21 protein-coding genes and 1 pseudogene are annotated in these 20,745 nt (G+C 40.5%); 16 read left to right on the forward strand and 6 right to left on the reverse strand.

Translation table 11 applies throughout. The annotated features are described in order from the left end of the window. The first annotated feature begins 8 nt into the window (after nt 1-8). The 7 genes from WKU33_RS16715 to WKU33_RS16745 all read left to right on the forward strand — a co-directional run bounded on the left by WKU33_RS16715 (nt 9) and on the right by WKU33_RS16745 (nt 6,502). On the forward strand, nt 9-1,124 hold the full coding sequence (locus WKU33_RS16715) for an ABC transporter ATP-binding protein (protein WP_156857759.1): 1,116 nt from the start codon (nt 9-11) through the stop codon (nt 1,122-1,124). Nucleotides 1,125-1,126: 2 nt separating this feature from the next. Next, nucleotides 1,127-2,065: a carbohydrate ABC transporter permease gene (locus WKU33_RS16720; protein ID WP_340455699.1), complete on the forward strand. Its 939-nt coding sequence runs from the start codon at nt 1,127-1,129 to the stop codon at nt 2,063-2,065. Further along, nucleotides 2,062-2,877, forward strand: a complete 816-nt coding sequence (locus WKU33_RS16725; protein ID WP_156857758.1) for a carbohydrate ABC transporter permease — start codon at nt 2,062-2,064, stop codon at nt 2,875-2,877. Before WKU33_RS16720 ends, WKU33_RS16725 begins: the two co-directional genes overlap by 4 nt. Nucleotides 2,878-2,942: 65 nt before the next feature. Then, a complete protein-coding gene (locus tag WKU33_RS16730; RefSeq protein ID WP_156857757.1) occupies nt 2,943-4,313 on the forward strand; it encodes an ABC transporter substrate-binding protein in 1,371 nt (456 codons plus the stop codon). 84 nt (nt 4,314-4,397) lie between these two features. Further along, nucleotides 4,398-5,159, forward strand: coding sequence for a glycerophosphodiester phosphodiesterase (locus WKU33_RS16735; RefSeq protein WP_156857756.1), 762 nt, complete (start codon nt 4,398-4,400; stop codon nt 5,157-5,159). Then, nucleotides 5,152-5,994, forward strand: coding sequence for a glycerophosphodiester phosphodiesterase (locus tag WKU33_RS16740; protein WP_156857755.1), 843 nt, complete (start codon nt 5,152-5,154; stop codon nt 5,992-5,994). Before WKU33_RS16735 ends, WKU33_RS16740 begins: the two co-directional genes overlap by 8 nt. Before the next feature lie 115 nt (nt 5,995-6,109). After that, complete coding sequence (locus WKU33_RS16745) at nt 6,110-6,502, forward strand: hypothetical protein (RefSeq protein ID WP_188858767.1); 393 nt, start codon at nt 6,110-6,112, stop codon at nt 6,500-6,502. Nucleotides 6,503-6,679: 177 nt separating this feature from the next. On the opposite strand, the gene WKU33_RS16750 is transcribed toward WKU33_RS16745, so the two are convergent. After that, nucleotides 6,680-7,780, reverse strand: a complete 1,101-nt coding sequence (locus WKU33_RS16750; protein WP_340455678.1) for a TcaA NTF2-like domain-containing protein — start codon at nt 7,778-7,780, stop codon at nt 6,680-6,682. After that, on the reverse strand, nt 7,781-8,419 hold the full coding sequence (locus tag WKU33_RS16755; protein ID WP_156857751.1) for a TcaA second domain-containing protein: 639 nt from the start codon (nt 8,417-8,419) through the stop codon (nt 7,781-7,783). It lies immediately after the preceding gene. 391 nt (nt 8,420-8,810) lie between these two features. Between WKU33_RS16755 and WKU33_RS16760 the strand changes: the two genes are divergently transcribed. From WKU33_RS16760 to WKU33_RS16800, 9 genes and pseudogenes are all read left to right on the forward strand, one after another. Further along, nucleotides 8,811-9,536 (forward strand): hypothetical protein, encoded by a 726-nt coding sequence (locus WKU33_RS16760; protein ID WP_336253492.1) that lies wholly within the window; start codon nt 8,811-8,813, stop codon nt 9,534-9,536. A gap of 999 nt (nt 9,537-10,535) precedes the next feature. After that, a complete protein-coding gene (gene cysK, locus WKU33_RS16765; protein WP_188858788.1) occupies nt 10,536-11,465 on the forward strand; it encodes a cysteine synthase A in 930 nt (309 codons plus the stop codon). Nucleotides 11,466-11,512: 47 nt separating this feature from the next. Next, on the forward strand, nt 11,513-12,355 hold the full coding sequence (locus WKU33_RS16770) for an ABC transporter ATP-binding protein (RefSeq protein ID WP_336253493.1): 843 nt from the start codon (nt 11,513-11,515) through the stop codon (nt 12,353-12,355). Then, a complete protein-coding gene (locus WKU33_RS16775; RefSeq protein ID WP_156857747.1) occupies nt 12,288-13,040 on the forward strand; it encodes an ABC transporter permease in 753 nt (250 codons plus the stop codon). The genes WKU33_RS16770 and WKU33_RS16775 overlap by 68 nt, the downstream gene beginning before the upstream one ends. A 20-nt stretch (nt 13,041-13,060) precedes the next feature. Next, complete coding sequence (locus WKU33_RS16780) at nt 13,061-14,041, forward strand: aliphatic sulfonate ABC transporter substrate-binding protein (protein ID WP_188858763.1); 981 nt, start codon at nt 13,061-13,063, stop codon at nt 14,039-14,041. A gap of 164 nt (nt 14,042-14,205) precedes the next feature. Beyond that, nucleotides 14,206-14,571 (forward strand): annotated as a pseudogene (locus WKU33_RS16785) (6-phospho-beta-glucosidase); the annotation flags it as partial. A 71-nt stretch (nt 14,572-14,642) separates the two neighbouring features. Beyond that, the gene (locus tag WKU33_RS16790; protein WP_336253703.1) at nt 14,643-15,941 is read left to right on the forward strand and encodes a PTS sugar transporter subunit IIC; all 1,299 of its coding nucleotides are present in this window, start codon (nt 14,643-14,645) and stop codon (nt 15,939-15,941) included. Between the two features lie 105 nt (nt 15,942-16,046). Continuing rightward, nucleotides 16,047-16,385, forward strand: coding sequence for a PTS lactose/cellobiose transporter subunit IIA (locus WKU33_RS16795; RefSeq protein WP_336253704.1), 339 nt, complete (start codon nt 16,047-16,049; stop codon nt 16,383-16,385). Further along, on the forward strand, nt 16,382-16,687 hold the full coding sequence (locus WKU33_RS16800; RefSeq protein WP_336253336.1) for a PTS sugar transporter subunit IIB: 306 nt from the start codon (nt 16,382-16,384) through the stop codon (nt 16,685-16,687). The genes WKU33_RS16795 and WKU33_RS16800 overlap by 4 nt, the downstream gene beginning before the upstream one ends. Nucleotides 16,688-17,032: 345 nt before the next feature. Here WKU33_RS16800 and WKU33_RS16805 read toward each other — a convergent pair whose 3' ends face one another. The 4 genes from WKU33_RS16805 to WKU33_RS16820 form a co-directional block, all read right to left on the reverse strand. Then, on the reverse strand, nt 17,033-18,238 hold the full coding sequence (locus WKU33_RS16805; protein WP_336253334.1) for an NAD(P)/FAD-dependent oxidoreductase: 1,206 nt from the start codon (nt 18,236-18,238) through the stop codon (nt 17,033-17,035). Next, complete coding sequence (locus tag WKU33_RS16810) at nt 18,231-18,569, reverse strand: (2Fe-2S)-binding protein (protein WP_340455684.1); 339 nt, start codon at nt 18,567-18,569, stop codon at nt 18,231-18,233. Before WKU33_RS16810 ends, WKU33_RS16805 begins: the two co-directional genes overlap by 8 nt. Then, nucleotides 18,566-18,838: a (2Fe-2S)-binding protein gene (locus WKU33_RS16815; RefSeq protein WP_156857743.1), complete on the reverse strand. Its 273-nt coding sequence runs from the start codon at nt 18,836-18,838 to the stop codon at nt 18,566-18,568. The genes WKU33_RS16810 and WKU33_RS16815 overlap by 4 nt, the downstream gene beginning before the upstream one ends. Nucleotides 18,839-18,902: 64 nt before the next feature. Beyond that, the gene (locus WKU33_RS16820) at nt 18,903-20,615 is read right to left on the reverse strand and encodes a sigma-54 interaction domain-containing protein (RefSeq protein WP_340455687.1); all 1,713 of its coding nucleotides are present in this window, start codon (nt 20,613-20,615) and stop codon (nt 18,903-18,905) included. Between the last annotated feature and the right edge of the window lie 130 nt (nt 20,616-20,745).

Here is a 20,745-nt window from a genome sequence, read left to right on the forward strand (position 1 = left end):
GGAGACATATGGGCCAAATTGATTTGGTGGATATTTCAAAGTCATACGATAAGCAAAAAAACGTATTAGACGAAATCAATCTATCCATTGAAGAAGGGGAGTTTTTTGTACTGGTTGGTCCGTCTGGATCTGGTAAAAGTACGTTACTTCGCATGATTGCAGGCCTTGAGGATATTACATCCGGCACATTGAAAATTAGTAACGAGGTTGTGAATCACCTGCCACCGAAGGACAGAAATCTGTCGATGGTCTTTCAAAATTATGCGCTATATCCACATTTATCTGTGGAGCAAAATATTCTTTTCGGTTTAAATGCGAAAAAAGTGGATAAAGAGGAGCAACAAAAGAGACTTATCGAAACTGCAGAAATGATGGGGCTAAGTGAGCTGTTAAAACGGAAGCCAAAGGAGCTTTCAGGAGGACAGAGGCAGCGTGTCGCATTAGCGAGATCGGTCGTGAGTGAGGCGCCACTTTGTTTAATGGATGAGCCGCTTTCCAATTTAGACGCTAAACTTCGGGGGCAAATGCGAATGGAGATTCGTCGTTTGCAAAAAAGGCTGGGGATGACGATGGTGTATGTGACCCATGATCAAGTCGAAGCGATGACAATGGGGGACCGAATTATGGTGTTGAATGATGGGAAGATTCAGCAGGTCGGAAAACCGATTACCTTATATAATGAACCTGCAAATTTATTTGTAGCTTCTTTTATCGGCTCACCGAAAATGAATATGGGGAAGGCTGTTTTTCATGCTGACCTGAATCAACTTGTGATTGATGATGCACTTCATCTAGAAATAGATCCCGTTATCAACAATGTACCACGCTACCCGAACGTAACGATTGGTATACGAGCGGAACATCTTTACCCTGGAACTGCAGAAAACACTACACATGTTGTAGAAGTGATAAATGTAGAACAGTTAGGAAATGAAACGTTGCTTGCGTTTGAAGTCGGTGCGGAAGTTTGGACGGCTAAATGGCCGGGACAATGGGACGTGCAAGTAGGGGAGAAGGTTCCAGTACATATTGCAATTGAAAATCTATGCTTCTTTGATTCGGATACAGGATTATTGATTAAGCCGGCAAGAGCGGGCAAACAGCAAGAGGTCGTAACGGCATGAGTATGAATAGTACAGCGATTCAACAAACGCCTAAAAGCCAAATAAATTTTGAACAAGTGAAAAAGAAGCAGCGGATGAAAAGTTTTTCTAAAGGCATGTTGTTCTTACTGCCTTCGATTGTTCTGTTTAGCGTGTTTCTATTCTACCCGCTCGCTCGAACCATTTATTTAAGTTTTTTCCTAACGGATGCCGCAGGGGCAACAACCGTTTTTGTTGGTTGGGAGAACTACGTGACGATGTTCACTTCCCCGATTTTCTTACAGAGTATGAAATCAACTTTTTTATTCGTCCTATATACCGTTCCGATTACGATTATTATCAGTTTGTTTTTGGCGGTGATTGCAAATGAGAAATTAAAGGGAATCGGTTTTTTCCGTACGATTTATTCATCAACCATGGGGATATCGGTTGCGGCCGCGTCTGTCTTCTGGCTTTATTTATTTCACCCGTCCATGGGTCCGTTGAATCTGTTGTTAAACGCCATTGGTGCAGAGGGGATTGGCTGGCTGACAGACCCGTCTTGGGCACTGTTTGCGATAGCCATTACAACGATATGGATGAATATCGGTTTTACCTTTCTCATTTTATTAGGCGGACTGCAATCGATTGACTCTTCTTTATATGAAAGTGCGGATATTGATGGTGCCGGTTATTTTTATAAGTTAAGAAGAATTACGATCCCGATGCTTTCGCCAACCTTATTCTTTGTGGTGACCGTAACGATTATCAATGCCTTTCAAACCTTTGGGCAGATTGATATTTTAACACAGGGCGGTCCGGTGAATTCGACGAACCTTGTCGTCTATTCCATATACCGGGAAGCATTTGTAAACTATAAGTTCGGATCGGCAAGTGCTCAGGCGGTATTATTGTTCATCATTATATTACTCATGACTTTCCTGCAATTCAAGTTTGGTGAAAGGAAGGTTCATTACCAATGACAATTCCAACAGGTCGAAAAGTTATATTTTATATCTTACTGATTATTTCAGGATTTCTCGTCTTTGCGCCAACATTAATGGCGTTTGCCATGAGCTTTATGTCGAACAAAGACATTATGACGGGAAGCCTGCCTACATCGTTATCCTTTGATAATTATGTCAGGGCGTTCGGGCAGTTCCCATTACTTAAATATCTGTTGAATAGCTTAATCATTTCCTTAGTGATTATGCTTGGACAATTAATTTTATCAAGTTTAGCCGCTTATGCCTTTGTCTTTTTAGAGTTCAAAGGGAGAGATCTCTTATTCTTTGTTTTCATCGCGACGATGATGGTTCCTTTTGAAGCATCGATTATTCCGAACTTCCATATCATCCGTGATTTGGGGTGGATTGATACCTATCCGGGGCTGACCGTTCCATTCTTTGCGATGGCGTTTGGGACATTTTTACTCCGGCAGAACTTTAAACAAATACCGAAAGAATTAAGAGAAGCGAGTCAGATTGCTGGGATGGGGGATTTTAAATTCTATCTGACAGTCGTTTTACCTGTTGCGAGAACTAGTTTGCTAACTTTAGGTGTGTACGGATTTTTAACCTCGTGGAATATGTATTTATGGCCACTCCTCACGACGACGAACGACAATGTTCGTACCGTACAAATCGGCTTAAAGCAATTACAAACACAGGAGCAATTAAATGACTGGGGTGTCATCATGGCAGGTGCTGTTATCGTTGTGATTCCTACTTTAATTCTTTTATTCCTCGGTCAAAGCAAACTGCAAAAAGGATTAACGGAAGGTGCTTTGAAATAAGTTGGAGCTGCTCAAAATGAGCGGATGAACGAAATTTTTTATAAAAAAAGGAGTGTAATGAAAGAATGAAGAAGATACTTGCGATACTTATGTTAGGGTTCGTATTATTCCTTGCAGCATGTGGTTCAGATGGAAACGCGGACGAGGCAGCTGGTAGTGCTACTGCTGGCGCGGAAGGTACAAGTGAGGGATCTGGAGATAACGAAAAACAAGTCGTTACATTCTGGCACTCGATGGGTGGGGCTGGTCAGGAAGCATTAAATGCGATTGTTGACAGCTATAATAGTTCCCAGGATGAAGTTCAAGTGAATGCAGAATACCAAGGTTCATATGATGAAGCATTGACGAAATTTAATAGTGTTGCCGGTACAGACAGTGCACCAACTATTATCCAAACGTTCGAAATTGGCACGATGTCGATGATTAATAGTGGCAGCATTTTACCAATTCAAGAATTGGTTGATGCAGATGGTTATGATATGAGCGGTTTAGAGGAAAATATTATTAACTATTATTCCTTAGATGGAACGTTCTACTCGATGCCATTCAACTCTTCCACACCGGTTATGTATTATAATAAGGATGCTTTTGAAGCAGCGGGGCTAGACCCGGAAGCTCCACCAGAAACATTTGAGGAAGTAGAAGAAGCAAGTAAGGCAATTGTGGAAGCTAATCCAGACATGAAAGGATTTGCACTGCAGGCTTATGGCTGGTTATATGAACAACTGCTGGCCAACCAGGGCGCCTTATTATTAAACAATGATAACGGAAGAACGGACACACCAACTGAAATTGGCTGGACAGAAGAAGAAGGGAAATCAATCTTTGAATGGGTAGAGCGTATGGTTAATGATGAAACATTCGCTAACTATGGAACGAATGGTGACAACATGGTTTCCGGTTTCTTAGCAGGGGATGTCTCGATGTTCTTACAATCTTCAGCTAGTTCAAGAGATGTGATTGATAACGCACCATTTGAAGTAGGTATCGCATTTTTGCCACACCCGGAGGAAAAAGAACGCGCAGGTGTTGTCATCGGCGGGGCAAGTCTTTGGATGATTGACGGGAAGCCGGAAGCAGAAACAAATGCTGCTTGGGACTTCATGAAGTATTTACAAACACCGGAAATTCAAGCAGAGTGGCATGTGGGAACAGGTTATTTTGCAATCAATCCGGCTGCATATGATGAGCAAGTTGCCGTTGATGCACACGAAGAAATGCCACAATTAAACGTGACGGTTGAGCAACTACAAGCAACAACGTCATCGTTCGCAACCCAAGGCGCATTAATGGATATGATTCCAGAAGGCCGTAAAATTATGGAAACAGCACTTGAAACGGTTTATAACGGTGGCGAGGTAGACGACGCGTATAACACAGCAGTCGATCAATTTAATACAGCAATCGAACAAGCAAACGCAGCACGAGGAGAATAATTTTTAATAAAAGAATGAGAGGGAATAAAGTATGATCGGATGCTTTATTCCCTTTCTGATTATCCATGAAAGGGAAGTGTTACGATGACAGAGACGAAGATTTATGGGCATCGCGGGTGTATGGGAACGTTCCCGGAAAATACGTTACTCGGATTTCTTCAAGCGATCCGCCAAGGCGCAGATGGGATTGAACTGGATGTACAACTTACAAAAGATGGGGAGGTTGTCGTTATCCATGATGAGACGTTAGAGCGAACGACAGATGGAACCGGATTTGTAAAAGACCTGACCTTACAAGAAATCAAACAATATAGTGCAGGTGTAAAGTATGCTCATCTTAAGAATTATGATCGAGTGATTTGGTCTGCAGAACGTGTGCCAACCCTTCAGGAAGTGCTGGAGCTGTTAGCACCGTATAAAATCGAATTAAATATTGAATTAAAGACCAGTCTCTTTCAATACGAGGGCATCGAAGAAAAAGTATTAGCCCTCGTAAAGGAATATGGGAATGGTCGCAAAGTCATTTATTCCTCTTTTCATTTACCTAGCCTCTTGCGGATGAAACAGTTGGACCCGGATGCAGAAATTGCTTGGTTACTGGATCAAAGGATAGCGCATCCCGAGGATTATTTACATAGTTTGGAGCTTGAGGCATTACATGTATCCAAACGGATTGCATTTTCCGATACCTTTTATGGGAGAGATATAGTGAAGAAATTGCGGATTTGGACGGTTAACGAGCAGGATGAAATAAAACAATTACTCGATTTGGGTGTGGAAGCGATTATTACGGATTTCCCTGAAGAAGCCCTAAACGATCGAAATAAAAGGAAATCCCTTGCTTAAAAAGGTAATCGGTATCTTATGTGTAAGTTGTATTGTTTTCGCTGGTGCTTATCTCGTTATGGAACGGGAAGTGGAGCCCGAACCAGCCATCGTTGATTCCTCAAAAGTTATTGCACATCGCGGGGCGAATGATCGCTTTAATGAAAGTACGATTACGGCGTATAAAATAGCTGCTGAAGACGGTGTTGATGCCCTGGAGATTGATTTACGAATGACGGCAGATGGTGCACTCATTGCTATGCATGACGAAACGATCGACCGGACAACGAATGGAACGGGGAATGCAACAGACTATTCATTGCAGGAAATAAAGGAACTTGAAACGTCGGAAGTGTTTGGAGAGCAGCGAACAATGGAAGAAATCCCTACATTAAGAGAGATTCTCGAAACGTTTCGGGACACGGAGCACTATTATATTGAAACGAGATTGGTTCATGGGGAACTTGTCATGGAAGAACCGTTAATCGAGCTGTTACTCGAATATGACTTACTCTCCCAAGATCTCGTCACAATCCAGTCTTTCTCAGAGGAAAGTTTAGAAAAAATCCAAACGTTAGCACCAGAAATTCCGCTCACCCTTCTGTTTGGCAAAGAAAAATTCAATTTAAAGAAAGCAAAGACGTCTGATTATCCGATTATTGGCATAGAAGCAACGGACGTTACAATGAAAAGTGTTAATGAATTACACCGGCAAGGGAAAGAAGTGCATGTGTTTTTCAATGATGAGGTGACAACGAGGAAAGAGCAGGAGCGGGTGTATGAGCTGAATGTAGATGGTTATTTTACTGATGATATTCGGTTTACGAAAGGATTACTCAAGAAAGATAAGGATTGATGAAGAAGAGGTTAGGACATAACCTTTAGGTGTAGTGTAAAGCCCTATGTCTATTATTATAGATTTATAGTAAACTAAGACTATCGTTATTTAAAGTAGTTTTAGGAGGCTTCCAGTGAAAGAAATAGTTATTATATTGGCGGAAATTGTGAATGATATCCATGATATATTGACCGATATGTTCGGTTTACATATGACAGATAAGCAGCTTCATTTCTGGATCATCGGTATTATTGGAATGGTAACGTTCTTCATGGTGTATTTTTTCTTTAAAATCATTGAAAAAATGAAGTGGAGTACAACGATTCTTTCCTTTGTTTATACATTTACCGTTATGGTTGTCCTTGTATTTGCGATCGAGCTGCAGCAAGCAATCACGAACAGAGGAAATATGGAGTTTGCGGATGCAGTAGCGGGGCTATGGGGATTTATGGTGATGTTTTTGATTTATGCGGTGGTGGCAATACTCATTTATTTCCTATTTAAGACATTTAAAAAGAAAAAGTGAAAATGGCGTTTTCATAATTAATGTCAGAAATTACAAAGCTCGCTATTGAACTTATATACAATAGCGAGTTTTTTTGTGGTAAGCTGATTGAATCCAAAACAGTATTATGAAATTCATTATAGTAATCTTTTACTCTATATTCGTCAACGACATCCCATCACCATCTGATTCTACGGTTTACTTCCAATTATAATCACTAGTTTCCTCTTCACCGCTGTTATAAATTTTCTTAATCGTTTCGTCTGTCGTTACAATCCATGCGTCACCGTCTTCTTCAATATTTGTTACGGTTGCATCGATGACCTCTTGCTTCATGCCACTTTCCGCTAAGCGATCTACTAAGTCCACTTGCATGCCATGAAGGGCACTATCATCCTTGATATACGGACGAACGAGCTCATAATCATCCGCATTAATTGCTTCAACAAGGTTATAAATATAATTTAACGTTGCTTCTTCTACTTGCGCATCTACATCATTGCTTGCAGGTTTTGAAGCTGACTTGGCAGCCTGATGCAGTCCCTGTGAACCTTCGAGGGTTTCCGTAGCTTCAAAATCTGTATTGCTAAACATTCCATACGAATTTGCTTCATCAATCAGCCATTTATCTTCCTCCGCATCGAAAATGATACGAAGTGCTACGGTGTCAATTCGTTCTTCTAAATCAGGCTGCTCGTCACTATGAAAAGTGGAGGCTGTAAAATGGAAATTAGCTGGGACGGAAACTTCATTTTTGTCATAGAACGTTAGCTCGTCATAATTTAGTTCGATTTTTTCTAGTTGCCCTGTGAAGTTCTTTCCATAATCTATGTTATAAGCAAAATTGTCTTTAAAAGTCCCTCTAAAACTTTCCGTAACAGCCGTATAAATAGTAGCATCGTTCGCTGCATAGGCTTCCACATATTCTTCTCCATACAATAAAATTACTTCTGATAAATGATCCATTAGCTCCTTGCTTACAGTGTTCAAGGTGAGCTCATAGTAATCTTCTTCAATCTTTATCTCATCTAGTGTTACCTTACCCCATTCTGTTTCAATAATTGGGGTTGCCGTGACAGAACCATCCAGGTTTAGCGGACCGAATGCTTCAATATTTAGGCTTTCATCGAAGGGGATCTGCTCTTCATTCACTTCCATATATGCATTTTTAATCGGACTGCCATTCTCATTATATAAGTGGAATGTTGTCGATTCTGCATCCAGTTGAATATCCTGATAAACCGTATCACTAGAGCTGTCTCCGAGGATTACTACATCCTCTGATTCAGCTTCCGTCAATTACCCGCTGTAAGTGCTATGTATTGTATACTTACCGGGTGCGAGTGGCCCATAAACAATATTTCGTTCATCGTTCTTTTTGGCAGGGAATGTTTCCTCATTAAATGTTGTTTCTATATTTTCAAAAGGCAGATTGAAGTCCGCGTATTGCGGTACTAAAGAAAATAGGTATTTAGGAAAAATAAATAAATGCTTGCCGTTCTCCGTTAGTTTCATCAGGTCATTCTGGTAAGAAAAGTCTTCTAAATTCGTCGTTTCGATGTTGATATAATGTGCCTCATCTTTTGCAAGCGCGATAAGTGCTTCTGCCTCTGCTTGTGAGATCGATTCACCTTGCATCCTTGTCATATCCTGAACTTTTTCATAATCTTCATCAATTATTGCTGTGATGAACCGTTCTGCCGTTTTTTCTGGAGAGAAATATGACTTCCCCCATGTATAGCCGCCAATCATGATAACCAAAAGAGCGGCAGCTGCACCTATGATTATTTTTTGTTTCTTCGAGTAAGTTCTTGGCTGCTTTTTAGGAGGGATAACTGTGCCCTGTGCCGAAGAGGCGTGCAATTTATGCCCACAGTTCTGACAAAAGTTTAAGGATTCATCGATAGCTTCTCCACATTCCTGACAGTACTTTTCCATGTCTGATAGACTCCTTTATATGAAATATTTTTCACGCATTAACGGTCTGTAATACCCCCACCTCAAAACACGAGGGAAAGCTACTAGGTGAAGGTGGAGATAAACAGTCCGGCAATCCCTTATTCTGTTCAACTAACATTCAGTGGGGGAAGGTAAGGAAACCCCACTGAATGAAGTTTCACTTTATTCATCTATTCAATCATTAGTAGTATAGACTAATATTTCCAGTTTGTTAAGCTGATTTTACTATTTAATGAATATAAAGTGATTAAAAATACTCTAGAAAAATGCGTGATTGATTCTAAAGGTCTATAGTTTCCTTTACAAAAGTCCCGGGAATGTGTATTATTATCTCGATGTAGGTGAATCATACTAGAGAAAGAGTGATAATATGCATGAATGTTTTAATTGCCACAAAGAAATCGGGGATGTTACGTTTTGTGGCCATTGCGGGGAGCGCCAAGCTTGTCAGGAATGCGGGGTGCAGTTTGAGCGTAAGAGTGCTTTTTGTCTGAACTGTGGGACGAAGCGAGAGGGCGAAAGTGAGTCCCAAACAATTGCTGATACAGAAGAGCGAACAGGAGGTACGGACCAAGCAGAGGCGTTGGCCCAAGCCAATCAGTCGGAGAAACAAAAGCAAGAGCCCCAACAACAGCCCGCGGTACCCATACAAGAAAATAGTTTTGTAGATTCCATGAAACAAAAGGCGCAAAAATTAGGCAAACGAAATCTTTCTATTATCGGCGGGATTCTTATTGTTTTGATCGCTTTTTTCATCTTCCAGGGATCTAATGACAGTCCGGAAAAAGTGATAGAGAATTTTTTCACAGCACTTAGTGATGGAGATGTGGAGAAAATAGAGCAGTATGTCGATCCGCTTGTTTGGGAGGAAATGCTAGATGAAGATGTGATGGAAGCGATGGAGATGCTTGAAAATCTGGATGTGACGATGGAACTGCTTGATCTTGAACAGATAGACACTGGCGAGGATTACATCGATTTTGAAGCGACTGTGAAGTACAACTCCGTCTTTATCGATGCCGAAGATGCAGAAGAATTAGTGAGTGTAGAAGTGATGCAATACGGTGATAAATGGTATATCTCGGATGTGTACTAATAAAGCAATAATACATAGAATTGAATGAATTTCATAATTACTAAAGTCGGCTTTCCCATCACCATATGTAGTTGGGAACGAACCAACTCAACTACATATGGTGATGGTGAAGCATTAAATACGTATTATGAAATTCATTAAATTAATTTAACGTTTATGCAGTAAACCCATTTCTTATTGTAAATAAAATGTAGATAGCTAGAGGAGACTAAATGATAGTTTCCGATGGCTATCTTTTTTCAGATTTTTTGAAGCAAAATTAATTATTACTGAGCTAGCAATGATTCGCTGCTTATTATTTCATTATTACTTCCCATTCCCGAACGGATGAACTTTTAAAACAAGCGCAGAAGTTAGGCATGACTAAAATATATACAGATAAAAATGGCCGCATAAGAAGGAAAAATGAAAAATTTGTACTACCTAACCATTAGACTGGAAGGACGAGGAGGCAGGTGCTTTTTTAATTTAGATAAATCAACGTATTAGTATACTTCTCCGCAAGAAAAGCAAACTGTAAATTGTTGCTCAAATTCCGGAACTTCAACAAATTTACTATCGTTGCAAGCTTTACATTTCATTTTTACCTCTCCCTTCATCACGCATTTACGGTCTATAATAACCCCACTGAATAAAGTTTTTCCTTATTATTTAAATATTTTAACAAATGAATTAACTTCATAATTACCAAAGTCGGCTTTTCCATCACCATATGTAGTTGGGAACGAACTAACTCAACTACATATGGTGATGGTGAAGCATTACATACGTATTATGAAATTCATTAAAATTAAAACTTGTTTGGAAAGGCTTATTAGTACAATAGAGGCTATACCAAGTACTGAGTCTGTTTTTACAGCTACGTTGTCCATGACGGATAGGTAGCGGGGCAATGAACATGTTCTTTTGTTTTTTGTATAAACCCAAGTAATTAGGGTTGAATAGAGATGTTTGTGTGGTGCAATAACAATTACTCACCTAATGAAAGGAAGATCCACCGTGAAAGTAGTGAACAATATTGCTGAATTAATCGGAGAAACTCCGTTAGTGAGATTAAATAAAATTGCGGATTCAAATGGTGCAGCTATTTACGTCAAACTCGAATTGTTTAACCCTAGCCGAAGTGTGAAAGACCGGGCTGCTTTTTCTATGCTGGAACGAGCGGAAAAAGAGGGATTAATTAAACCCGGAGCAACGATAATCGAACCGACTTCGGGAAATACGGGAATTGGTTTAGCGATGAATGCCGCTGCTAAAGGATATAGAGCGATTATCGTCTTACCGGATACATCGACAAAAGAAAGGGTCGACATATTACGCGCGTACGGTGCTGAAGTTGTCTTTACACCGGGAGCTGGAAAGATGCCGGCAGCGATTGAAAAGGCGAAGGAAATTGCTGCTGTGACACCAAATAGCTTTATTCCGATGCAATTTGAAAATGAAGCAAATCCAGCTATTCATCGGATTACAACAGCAAAAGAAATTATCGAAGCGGTGGAGCAAGAACAAAAGAAACTTGCGGCATTTGTTTGTACTGCTGGGACCGGTGGGACGATAACCGGAACGGGAGAAGCACTAAAAGCGTATGATTCAGAGATTCAAAATATTGTCGTCGAACCAGCAGGGTCTCCTGTCTTGTCAGGTGGTGAACCCGGAAAACATAAATTAGTTGGAACGAGTCCTGGGTTTATTCCGGATATTTTGAATACGTCAATTTATGATGAAATTATTCAAATTGAAGATCAAGATGCTTATGATACCGTTTATGACCTTGCTCGTCAGGAAGGGATTTTATTAGGACCCTCTGGTGGTGCTTCTGTTTTCGCTGCTTTAAAGGTTGCAAAACGACTGGATCCAAGTCAAACGGTTGTCTGTATTGCCCCGGACAGTGGCGAGCGTTATTTAACGAGTGATTTATTTTCTGTGTAATTTACATATAACAAGCTATTAAAATAGATGGTTGTGGAGGTGAGGACATGTATTTATCCATTAAAGAAATTAAGAAAAGCTTTCCCATAAAAGACAATGAAAGATTAGAAGTCTTGGACCATATTAATCTGGAAGTGGAAAAAGGGAGTTTCGTTTCGATTGTTGGTCCTTCAGGCTGCGGGAAATCAACATTGCTTTATTTGATTGCCGGCTTAGAAAAAGTAGATGAAGGATTGATTACGGTTGCTGGAAAAGAAGTAAAAAAACCCGGCCCGGACCGTGTTGTTGTATTCCAAGAGGACGGTTTATTCCCATGGCTGACGGTGCTCGATAATGTCACCTATGGCTTGAAAATAAAAGGGCAATCCAAAGATGAGATGGAGAAAAAAGCGAAAGATATCTTGCAAATGGTGCATTTGAGTAATTATGCTGATTCGTACCCTCACCAATTGTCAGGTGGGATGAAGCAGCGCGTATCGATTGCGAGAGCGCTTGTGATGGAACCGGATATTTTATTAATGGATGAACCATTTTCCGCATTGGATGAACAAACCCGAATGGTGTTGCACCGGGAGTTGCTCGAAATATGGAGGAAAACAAATGTCACGATCTTTTTTGTGACCCATAATATTCGAGAAGCGGTGCAATTATCGGAGAAAGTGGTGGTGCTTGCAACAAGACCAGGGAAAATAAAAGAAATTATTCCCGTACCAACGACAAAAGATGGGGTCATGCCTGATTCTGTTACTTTACATACGGAACAAAGAATATTAAGCCTCCTAGAGGGAGAAATAGAAAAAGTGTTAAAGGAGGAAATGGGAGATGACTACAGCTTTAAGGCGAATCCTGTTCATCGCAGTGATAGCGGTGATATGGGAAGTAACATCTAGAGTTTCCGGGCTGCCAGACTTTATGTTCCCAAGCTTACTCCTTGTCCTGGAGACACTTTTTACTGGATTAATCGATGGGCAAATTACAGCAGCCGTGATCAGAAGTATTGGGAGGATTCTCCTTGGATTTTCGATTGCTACCTTAATAGGTCTTATTTTTGGTTATTTAATTTGGCGATATAAGCTGGTGGAAGATACATTAGGTTTTCTCGTCACGGCATTACAATCCATTCCGAGTATTGTTTGGTTTCCGCTCGCGATTATTTGGTTTGGCTTAAATGAGTTCGCAATTCTTTTTATCGTAACCATTGGTGCCACATGGACGATGACAATGAATGCATCGAGTGGATTTAAAAATGTGCCGAGGCTGTATCAACGGGTTGCGAAAACCTATGGATCAAGCGGGTTTCATTTTCTAAGAACAGTTATTGTCCCGGCGTCTGTCCCACAATTATTATCCGGTATGCGTATTGCATGGGCATTCTCTTGGCGCGCCTTGATGGCAGGAGAATTACTGGCGAGCAGTGGTGGTCTTGGACAATTACTCGATGCCGGCCGTTCCTTAGGACAAATGGATCTCGTTATCTCTGTCATGATTATTATCGCAGTGATTGGAACGATTATGGACCAACTTATATTCTTACGGTTGGAGCGTTCCGTTCAACGAAAATGGGGAATCAGTTAGATTACTTGAGGAGGAATAGGATGATGAAAAGGTTTGTTCAATTGTTGTTAGCAATCGCTGTTATCGGAGTAGTGTTGGCAGGGTGTTCGAATGACGAGGATACCGTTACGATTGGATATTTTCCCAATTTGACACATGTTGCATCGATTGTTGCTTTGGAAGAAGGTTATTTTGCAGAAGAATTTGGGGAAGATATCACAATTGAAACACAAACATTTTCAAATGGCGGATTATTTATGGAAGCCATGCAAACAAATGAAATCGATGTCGGTACGGTTGGACCAGGTCCACTATTAAATATTTATCTGCAAAATCCAGAGTTTCATATTATTTCTGGTGCCGTTAATGGCGGGGCAGTACTTGTAACGAGTGAAGAAAGTGGCATCGAGTCACTGGAAGATTTAGATGGAAAGCGAGTCGCCATTCCGGTTATCGGTAGTACGCAAGATGTGATGCTCCGTAAAGCATTACAAGAAGTTGGCTTAGAAGCAACGTCAAGTGGTGGAACTGTAGAAATGCATGCGGCAGCACCAGCAGATACAGCAACTTTATTTGTTCAAAATTCGGTAGACGCTGCAGCAACACAAGAGCCGTGGGGATATATCTTGGAGACGCAGGCTGGCGGTGAGTTGCTGATGGATTATGATGAGTTTGCTTGGGGAGAGGAATCAACCAATACGGTAGTAGCTGCCCGTAGCGATTTCAAAGAAAATACCGAGCTCACGGAGCAGTATTTACAAGCGCATAAACGTGCAGTTGAATTTATCCAAGAAAATCCAGAAGAAGCACAACAAATTGTGATTCAGCATATTCAGGATTTAACTGGGAAAGAAATTGATAAAGAAGAAACAGCAGCAGCCTTTTCCAGACTACGTGTAACGACAGATGTGAATGAACAAGTCATTCAGGAAATGGCGGATATTAGTCTAGAGGCAGAATATGTTGATTCGAATGATATTGAGGGGATGATTGATCTTTCTATTTTAGAGGGGATGGAGTGATTCGTGGGCATCTTTGTTCCAGATTGGAAGGAACAAAGATGCCTTTTTTCTTTCCTAATGAATTGATTCCTTACTGTCCAAAATGTGGGGAAGAAATGAATTTATGGGGCCGCCCATGGAACTTCTTGGAAGGTGAAGAATATCGTGCGAGCTGGCAACGTGCAGTGGATTCTATTTATAACAACAAGGAGGATATGCAAACGGTTAATACGCTAAACAATGGGGCAATTCCAGAGCTACCAGCTGATGCGATCATTGAAGTAAATAGCGTCATTACAAAAGACGGTCCAAAGCCAATTGCAGTAGGAAAATTGCCTAGCGCAGTAAAAGGTATTATTTTACAGATGGAAAACTTTGAAGAATTAGTTGTACAAGCGGCAATTACAGGTAGTTATCATGATGCTTATCTCGCTTTTGTTGCTAATCCATTACTAACCGATGAAAAACAAAGCAAAGTAATTTTGGATGAGATGCTTATTGCACATCAACAATATTTGCCGCAGTTTAAAGATGTAATCAATACATTATAATTTATGAAGTACATGCTCAACATACCTTCATTCATCTATTAAAAAACACTTATACATGGGGAGTCGTTAAAATGAATAACAAATTTATGCAGAAATTCATTGAAGTAGCTGGACGAATTGGATCCCAACGACATCTTGTAGCAATTCGTGATGGTTTCGTTGCGATTATGCCACTGATTATAGCTGGTTCACTAGCTATATTAATTAATAACTTTCCAAAGATTGGTAGTTTTGATTTTGTTGGCATATTAAATGGAATATTTGGTGAAGGAAATTGGCAAACCGTCGGTGGCAGTATTTGGAATGCAACATTTGCTGTACTAGGAATTTTGCTTTCATTCTCCATTGCTTATAATCTTGCCAAGTCATATGAAGTAGATGGTCTATCAGCGGGGCTAATTTCCGCAGCATCTTACATCATGCTTGTACCAGAAACACCAGATTGGGGATTGAATTTTGCTTGGTTAGGTGCACAAGGACTCTTTGTTGCAATTATTCTATCACTTCTTGTTACAGAACTATTTAGATTCTTAGTGGGCAACAAAAGATTGGTTATTAAAATGCCTGAAGGTGTACCTGAAGGGGTTGCAAAATCATTTGCAGCATTATTCCCAGCTGTAATCATTATGATTATTATCGGTTTATTCCAAGCTTGTATGACTGTATTTGCAGAAACAAGTGTTTTCGAAGTTATTTTCGATGCCATTCAAAAACCGCTTCAAGGTATTGGTAACACATTACCTGCAGCAATTATCGTAGCATTTCTAAACCACTTACTTTGGTTCTTCGGACTACACGGAACGAATATTTTAGGTGGCGTAATCGAACCAATTTACCTACCACTTATTGAAAAAAACGCTGACCTTTTTGCTAGTGGAATGTCCGCATTTGATGTACCTTATATTGTAACAAAACCATTCTTTGATGTATTCGTATACATGGGTGGATCTGGTACGACAATAGCACTTATTATTGCAGTGTTTATCGTCGTTCGCTTAGAGAAAAATCACCCATATCGAGAAGTTTCCAAACTAGCAGCACCAGCAGGTTTATTTAATATTAACGAACCAGTGATCTTTGGTTTACCAATTGTTTTAAACCCAGTATTCTTAATTCCATTTATTTTTGGACCTGTTGTATTAACAATTATTTCATACCTAGCACTTTCTACTGGTCTCGCACCGAAAACGGTTGCAATTCTACCATGGACGATGCCACCAATCTTAAGTGGATATCTCGTAACTGGTGGAAGCTGGCGTGGTATTGTACTACAAGTCATTAACTTAACGATTGCAGTGTTAATGTATCTACCATTCGTTATGGCTGGTGTGAGAGCGCTTAGACTGCGCATGGACCAGAAAGAAAAATAAGCTGTAATTATAAATATATCGCGCCTAAATAACAAATAAGCTGTTTGGGCGCAACGTCTCGAAAAGGCAATTTTTACAAACCGAATGACAAATGGAGGTTATTCCATGACAGAATCAAATGAAGAAATACAAATATTATCCTTTAAAATTATCTTACATGCTGGAAATGCTCGGTCATTTGCAATGGAAGCAATTGGGTTAGCAAAAGAGGCAAAATTTACCGAAGCTCGTGATAAAATTGTGGAAGCAGATAATGAATTCAATGAAGCGCATCATATACAAACAGAACTATTACAAAAGGAAGCAAGTGGCAAACCAACAAATGTAACTGTCATACTCGTTCATGCTCAAGATCATTTAATGACTTCCATGGCAGTGAAAGATCTTGCCAAAGAAATGATTGATATGTATGAGAAAATGGAAAAAGTGGAGGCGAAATCATAATGAAAATACTATTAGTTTGTTCAGCAGGTATGTCAACATCTTTACTCGTGAGTAAAATGCGTAAGGCAGCAGAGGAAATGCAAATAACTGTGGAAATCGATGCTGTTGGTGAATCACTATTAAAAAACCATTTGGATGATCTTGATGTTGTTTTAATTGGTCCACAAGTCCGCTATTTAGAAAGCAAAATTCGTAAACTTGTAGAACCAAAAGGGATTAAAGTAGATATCATTGACTCTATTGCATATGGCATGATCCAAGGTGACAAAGTGCTTGAACAAGCGTTACATGTAGCAAAATAAATCTTACCTTGAATTATTCATAGCTTTAGTAGGAGGCACCTCTTCTATTTGGTCGTTTTTTCTCGATATTTAAACTATACCAAAAGTGGAGGTGTTTTTCTTTTATAATCACATCTTGTCAAGGAGCATAATCAAGTACCGCAAATATTATAACAGGTAACGATTAGACATTATTTTTACTCTGCAAAAGTTGAGTAAGTTAATTAAACAAGTCATTGAAACGCTTTGCTTCAATGACTCGTTTTAATTTAATTGATTATATAAGTTGAATTTAATGTTTTTGCCTGAATAGATGCAGATGTATAGAGGGACAGTTCGATTGTTAGCTATTGGATGTGACAGGCACTACTCACCTAACCGATTTTGCCATTCTGCAAGCAGGAGTTCTTTACCTTTTTTAACTCCTGGATGGAATTGAATATAGGCTTTGTCGCGGGCTCTTTCAATAGATTCGATGGAAGTCTGAATGTCCTTTTCAAGTCCAGGAATACCTGCATGATGTGCTATCGTCAGGCCTGCAGTCTTTCCTTGAGCGATGGCTACTTTGGCTCCCTCGATCCCGGTTATATTCCCGGCAACATATAGGCCATCGAGATTTGTTTCCATGCGCTCGCTATGTAATGGAACGTAGCCACCGAGCTCCTCGCTGTAATAAAAGGAACAACCGGCAACTGCCGCTAATTCTGCAAGCGGGTAGAGACCACCGGCAATACAGACGAAATCAGCTTTAATCTTTTCCTCCGACCCTCCAACAACATTACCTTTCGAATCAATTGTCGCAACTATTACACCTTGAACTTCATTATCTCCATAGATCTCTACAACCGCTTTCCGAAGCTGAATCGGAATATCCCAGATTTTCACTCCAGTCTTCGGGAAAAAAGTAACACCCATATTTTTCATAAAATCATTTTTCATGAGTCTGCTGCCAAGCTTAATAAATTTGGACGGGGCCATGTGGGAGACGTGAAGCAGTGAATTCATTACTTCCTTGGGCTGTGATGACTCATTTGTAACCTGGCTGTTTACAGGAAGTGTCATAGCGACAACTTCTATCCCGGCAAGCTTTAGTTCCATTGCAATCGCCGCAGAGAGCACATTAACCCCAATTATTACCCCGCGGTTTCCGGGCTTTACTCGATGTACATTTGTCATCACCTGAGCCGCTCCAACTGACATCACCCCGGGCAGCGTCCAGCCGGGAACAGGTACCGGTGTTTCCGCAGCCCCGGTTGCAAGCAATAGATGCTTAGCAGTAAAGCTCTCTGTATCCGTGTAAACTGTCCAATGCTCGTTTGTTTGTACAATATTATTTACAGGCGTATTCAGCAGAAAACGGGTACCGAGCTCCAGCGCTTTTTCATAACGAATTTTCGACTCTTCCAGACCATTCCACCAGGTACCGTCCGGCTGTTCATAGAGCTGTCCGAGAAGCCTTCCACCCGCTATCATATACTCATCGAGGACAAGTACATCAAGTCCTTGCTCTCTACACGTGATCGCTGCTTCGAGACCGGATGGTCCTGCACCAATAATAATTACCTTATTCATCTTCCGACCTCCAATCTCTTACCGTAGTTGGCAGCCGTCCGCCACTTTCAATCACCATATCTTCCTGAAGCGGGGTCAGACAAGCGCGTACACCTTGTATACCATTGACTGCCACTCTGCATTCATAACAATGGCCGATGTTACAATAAATACCTCGGGGAGTGCCGTTTTCTTCATGATGACGCAGGGTTCGTACTCCATTGGCGAGCAGTGCCGCTGCAATGGACTCCTGTTCAAATCCGCGATATTGTTTATTATTGAACCTAAATGTAATTAACTTTCGTTCCTCTATCTTTCCAAGTACTGGGTGATCGATGATTCGCTGCTTCATTGTTTCACCCCTCCTAAGTCAGTAAAGCTGACCGGACGAATCGGTGGCTGATATTTTAGTGAAACTTCTTTATTATTCTTCGGACTATCCTGAAACATGGCAATTTTATCAATCATGCCACGGCAGGTGCGTCCACCACAGTAGCCCATTCCTGCCCGAGTTCGCAATTTTAGTTCTCGTGCGGAGCAATTATAGGTCTTTTTCGTTTCCATTAATTCTTTATATGTCACTTCTTCACAACGGCAAACAATCATTTTTTCATTTTGCATGCAATCCACTCCTTCTCTCCTTTTCATGAATTACAATGCAAGAATTGTGCCAACTATTTTCTGTCTATAATTCCAGTCCTAATTTATTCATCCGGTTATAAAGAGTTGCACGGGTGATCTGCAGGTTTTTAGCAGCGGTCTGCTTATTCCCTTTCGCTTTTTTTAGTTCTTTTAAAATAATATCTCGTTCAGTAAACTGAAGTCTTTCTTTTAGAGAAAGCCCCTCCGAATGCTTCAGCGGAGAGTCATTGTACGGAGCATGGTTATTGGGTTCGAACGGAAGGTACTCTGATTTGATTTCTCCACTTTCAGAAAAAACGACAAGCCGTTCCACGACATTCTTCAATTCACGAATATTCCCAGGCCACTCATGTTTCAGAAGAGCCTGCATGATGCCTTGAGAAATACCATGAATTGGCCTGTTATATTTAACGGATGTTTCGTATAAAAAGTAATGTGTAAGTTCAATAATATCCTCTGGACGCTTGCGGAGTGGAGGCACTTCAATACTGACAACATTGAGCCGGTAATAGAGGTCCTCTCGGAAATTTCCCTTCCGAACCTCTTCCTTCAAGTCGCGATTCGTTGCAGCAACAACCCGGAAATCCACTTCTTTTTCCTTTGTTCCCCCAACAGAGAAAAACTTATGATCCTGAAGGAGACGCAGGATTTTCACTTGCATATCAAGTGGCATTTCTCCAATTTCATCGAGAAAAAGGGTGCCGCCTTTGGCAAGTTCCACTTTCCCCTTTTTTCCTCTTTGATCAGCCCCCGAGAATGCTCCTTTTTCATAGCCGAACATTTCACTCTCGAATAAAGCGGAGGGAATAGCCCCGCAGTTGATTGCAATAAAAGGAGCATCATCTCCTTCCCGGAGCATGTGGATGGCTTTTGCGAATAGTTCCTTCCCGACACCACTTTCCCCGTGAATTAGCACATTAGTGTTGGTCGTTGCTGCCTTTTTTATCATTTTCTTCGTATTTTTTAATAAAGTGCTGTTGCCTTTAATCTCAGCGAATGGTTCTTCGGTAGCTGTTAATTTCTTGACCGTATTCTCCAAATGAAACAGCTTTTCTGTTGTATTGGCCAATTCATTATTAAGCCGGATTTGACTTGTTATATCCACTTCGGACACGACCGCACCAATAATTTTATCCTGAAGATAAACCGGGTTAGAATTAATTAGCACTACCAGGTTTTCTCTTGCATTATGCTGGCTCCTGTAAAGGGTGGTGCCGTCTTTTAATGTTCTTAAAAGCTCAAGTTGTTCCCGATGAAAGAAATCAGTAATCTTCCTGCCGATAATCTCTTCACGCTTAACAGAGAAAATGTCCTCCGCTCCTTTGGTCCAGATCAGCACATTCTCGTTGGCATCAATAACCGTACAGGAGCTGTCAATGGTCTCTAAAATAGTGGTCAAGTAGGCATTCATTCGCTGATAGGATTGAAAGAGCTTGCGTGCAAGTCTCGGTGCATCGATAAACCCTTTGCACCGTTTTCCATCATAAATTAAGAAACGGTCCACATGCTCCACTTCCTCCAGCAGCTTGCTAATATCAGCTGTGGCAGCATTTATTTTTTTACAGGAGAGGAAGAGGAGTTCTCCGGTCTCCTCATCGAATTCCGCAAGATAAGAAGTGCCATCTTTCTCAATAACTACCTTTCCGGGCTGCACTGCTCTCACCTTTTCCAGCAGCTCTTTCCCTCTATCTTTCTCACTTTGTAAAACGCTTACATTGGTATCCATTAGTTCTTCCAATTTTAGAGAAAAAGTCATGTTTGCTACTCCTTTCAAAGTGTCAATTAATATTGACAATTTTAAAAATATTTTGACATGTATCTATAGAAAAAGCAATAAGACTATTTATTATCTGTTATTTAAGTTGGCACGTTATTTGCATTACTAT

Source organism: Oceanobacillus sp. HCA-5259, assembly GCF_037892815.1.
In the GTDB taxonomy this organism is placed as follows: Bacteria; Bacillota; Bacilli; order Bacillales; family Amphibacillaceae; genus Oceanobacillus; species Oceanobacillus indicireducens.

Bases quoted from the DNA above. Each gene is read 5' to 3' on its own strand.
- WKU33_RS16805 (WP_336253334.1), bottom strand. From the start codon at position 18,238: ATGAATAAGGTAATTATTATTGGTGCAGGACCATCCGGTCTCGAAGCA.
- WKU33_RS16725 (WP_156857758.1), top strand. From the start codon at position 2,062: ATGACAATTCCAACAGGTCGAAAAGTTATATTTTATATCTTACTGATT.
- WKU33_RS16820 (WP_340455687.1), bottom strand. From the start codon at position 20,615: ATGACTTTTTCTCTAAAATTGGAAGAACTAATGGATACCAATGTAAGC.
- WKU33_RS16795 (WP_336253704.1), top strand. From the start codon at position 16,047: ATGACAGAATCAAATGAAGAAATACAAATATTATCCTTTAAAATTATC.
- WKU33_RS16810 (WP_340455684.1), bottom strand. From the start codon at position 18,569: ATGAAGCAGCGAATCATCGATCACCCAGTACTTGGAAAGATAGAGGAA.
- WKU33_RS16760 (WP_336253492.1), top strand. From the start codon at position 8,811: ATGCATGAATGTTTTAATTGCCACAAAGAAATCGGGGATGTTACGTTT.
- WKU33_RS16815 (WP_156857743.1), bottom strand. From the start codon at position 18,838: ATGCAAAATGAAAAAATGATTGTTTGCCGTTGTGAAGAAGTGACATAT.
- WKU33_RS16720 (WP_340455699.1), top strand. From the start codon at position 1,127: ATGAATAGTACAGCGATTCAACAAACGCCTAAAAGCCAAATAAATTTT.
- WKU33_RS16735 (WP_156857756.1), top strand. From the start codon at position 4,398: ATGACAGAGACGAAGATTTATGGGCATCGCGGGTGTATGGGAACGTTC.
- WKU33_RS16755 (WP_156857751.1), bottom strand. From the start codon at position 8,419: ATGGAAAAGTACTGTCAGGAATGTGGAGAAGCTATCGATGAATCCTTA.
- WKU33_RS16790 (WP_336253703.1), top strand. From the start codon at position 14,643: ATGAATAACAAATTTATGCAGAAATTCATTGAAGTAGCTGGACGAATT.
- WKU33_RS16780 (WP_188858763.1), top strand. From the start codon at position 13,061: ATGATGAAAAGGTTTGTTCAATTGTTGTTAGCAATCGCTGTTATCGGA.
- WKU33_RS16730 (WP_156857757.1), top strand. From the start codon at position 2,943: ATGAAGAAGATACTTGCGATACTTATGTTAGGGTTCGTATTATTCCTT.
- WKU33_RS16715 (WP_156857759.1), top strand. From the start codon at position 9: ATGGGCCAAATTGATTTGGTGGATATTTCAAAGTCATACGATAAGCAA.
- WKU33_RS16770 (WP_336253493.1), top strand. From the start codon at position 11,513: ATGTATTTATCCATTAAAGAAATTAAGAAAAGCTTTCCCATAAAAGAC.
- WKU33_RS16775 (WP_156857747.1), top strand. From the start codon at position 12,288: ATGACTACAGCTTTAAGGCGAATCCTGTTCATCGCAGTGATAGCGGTG.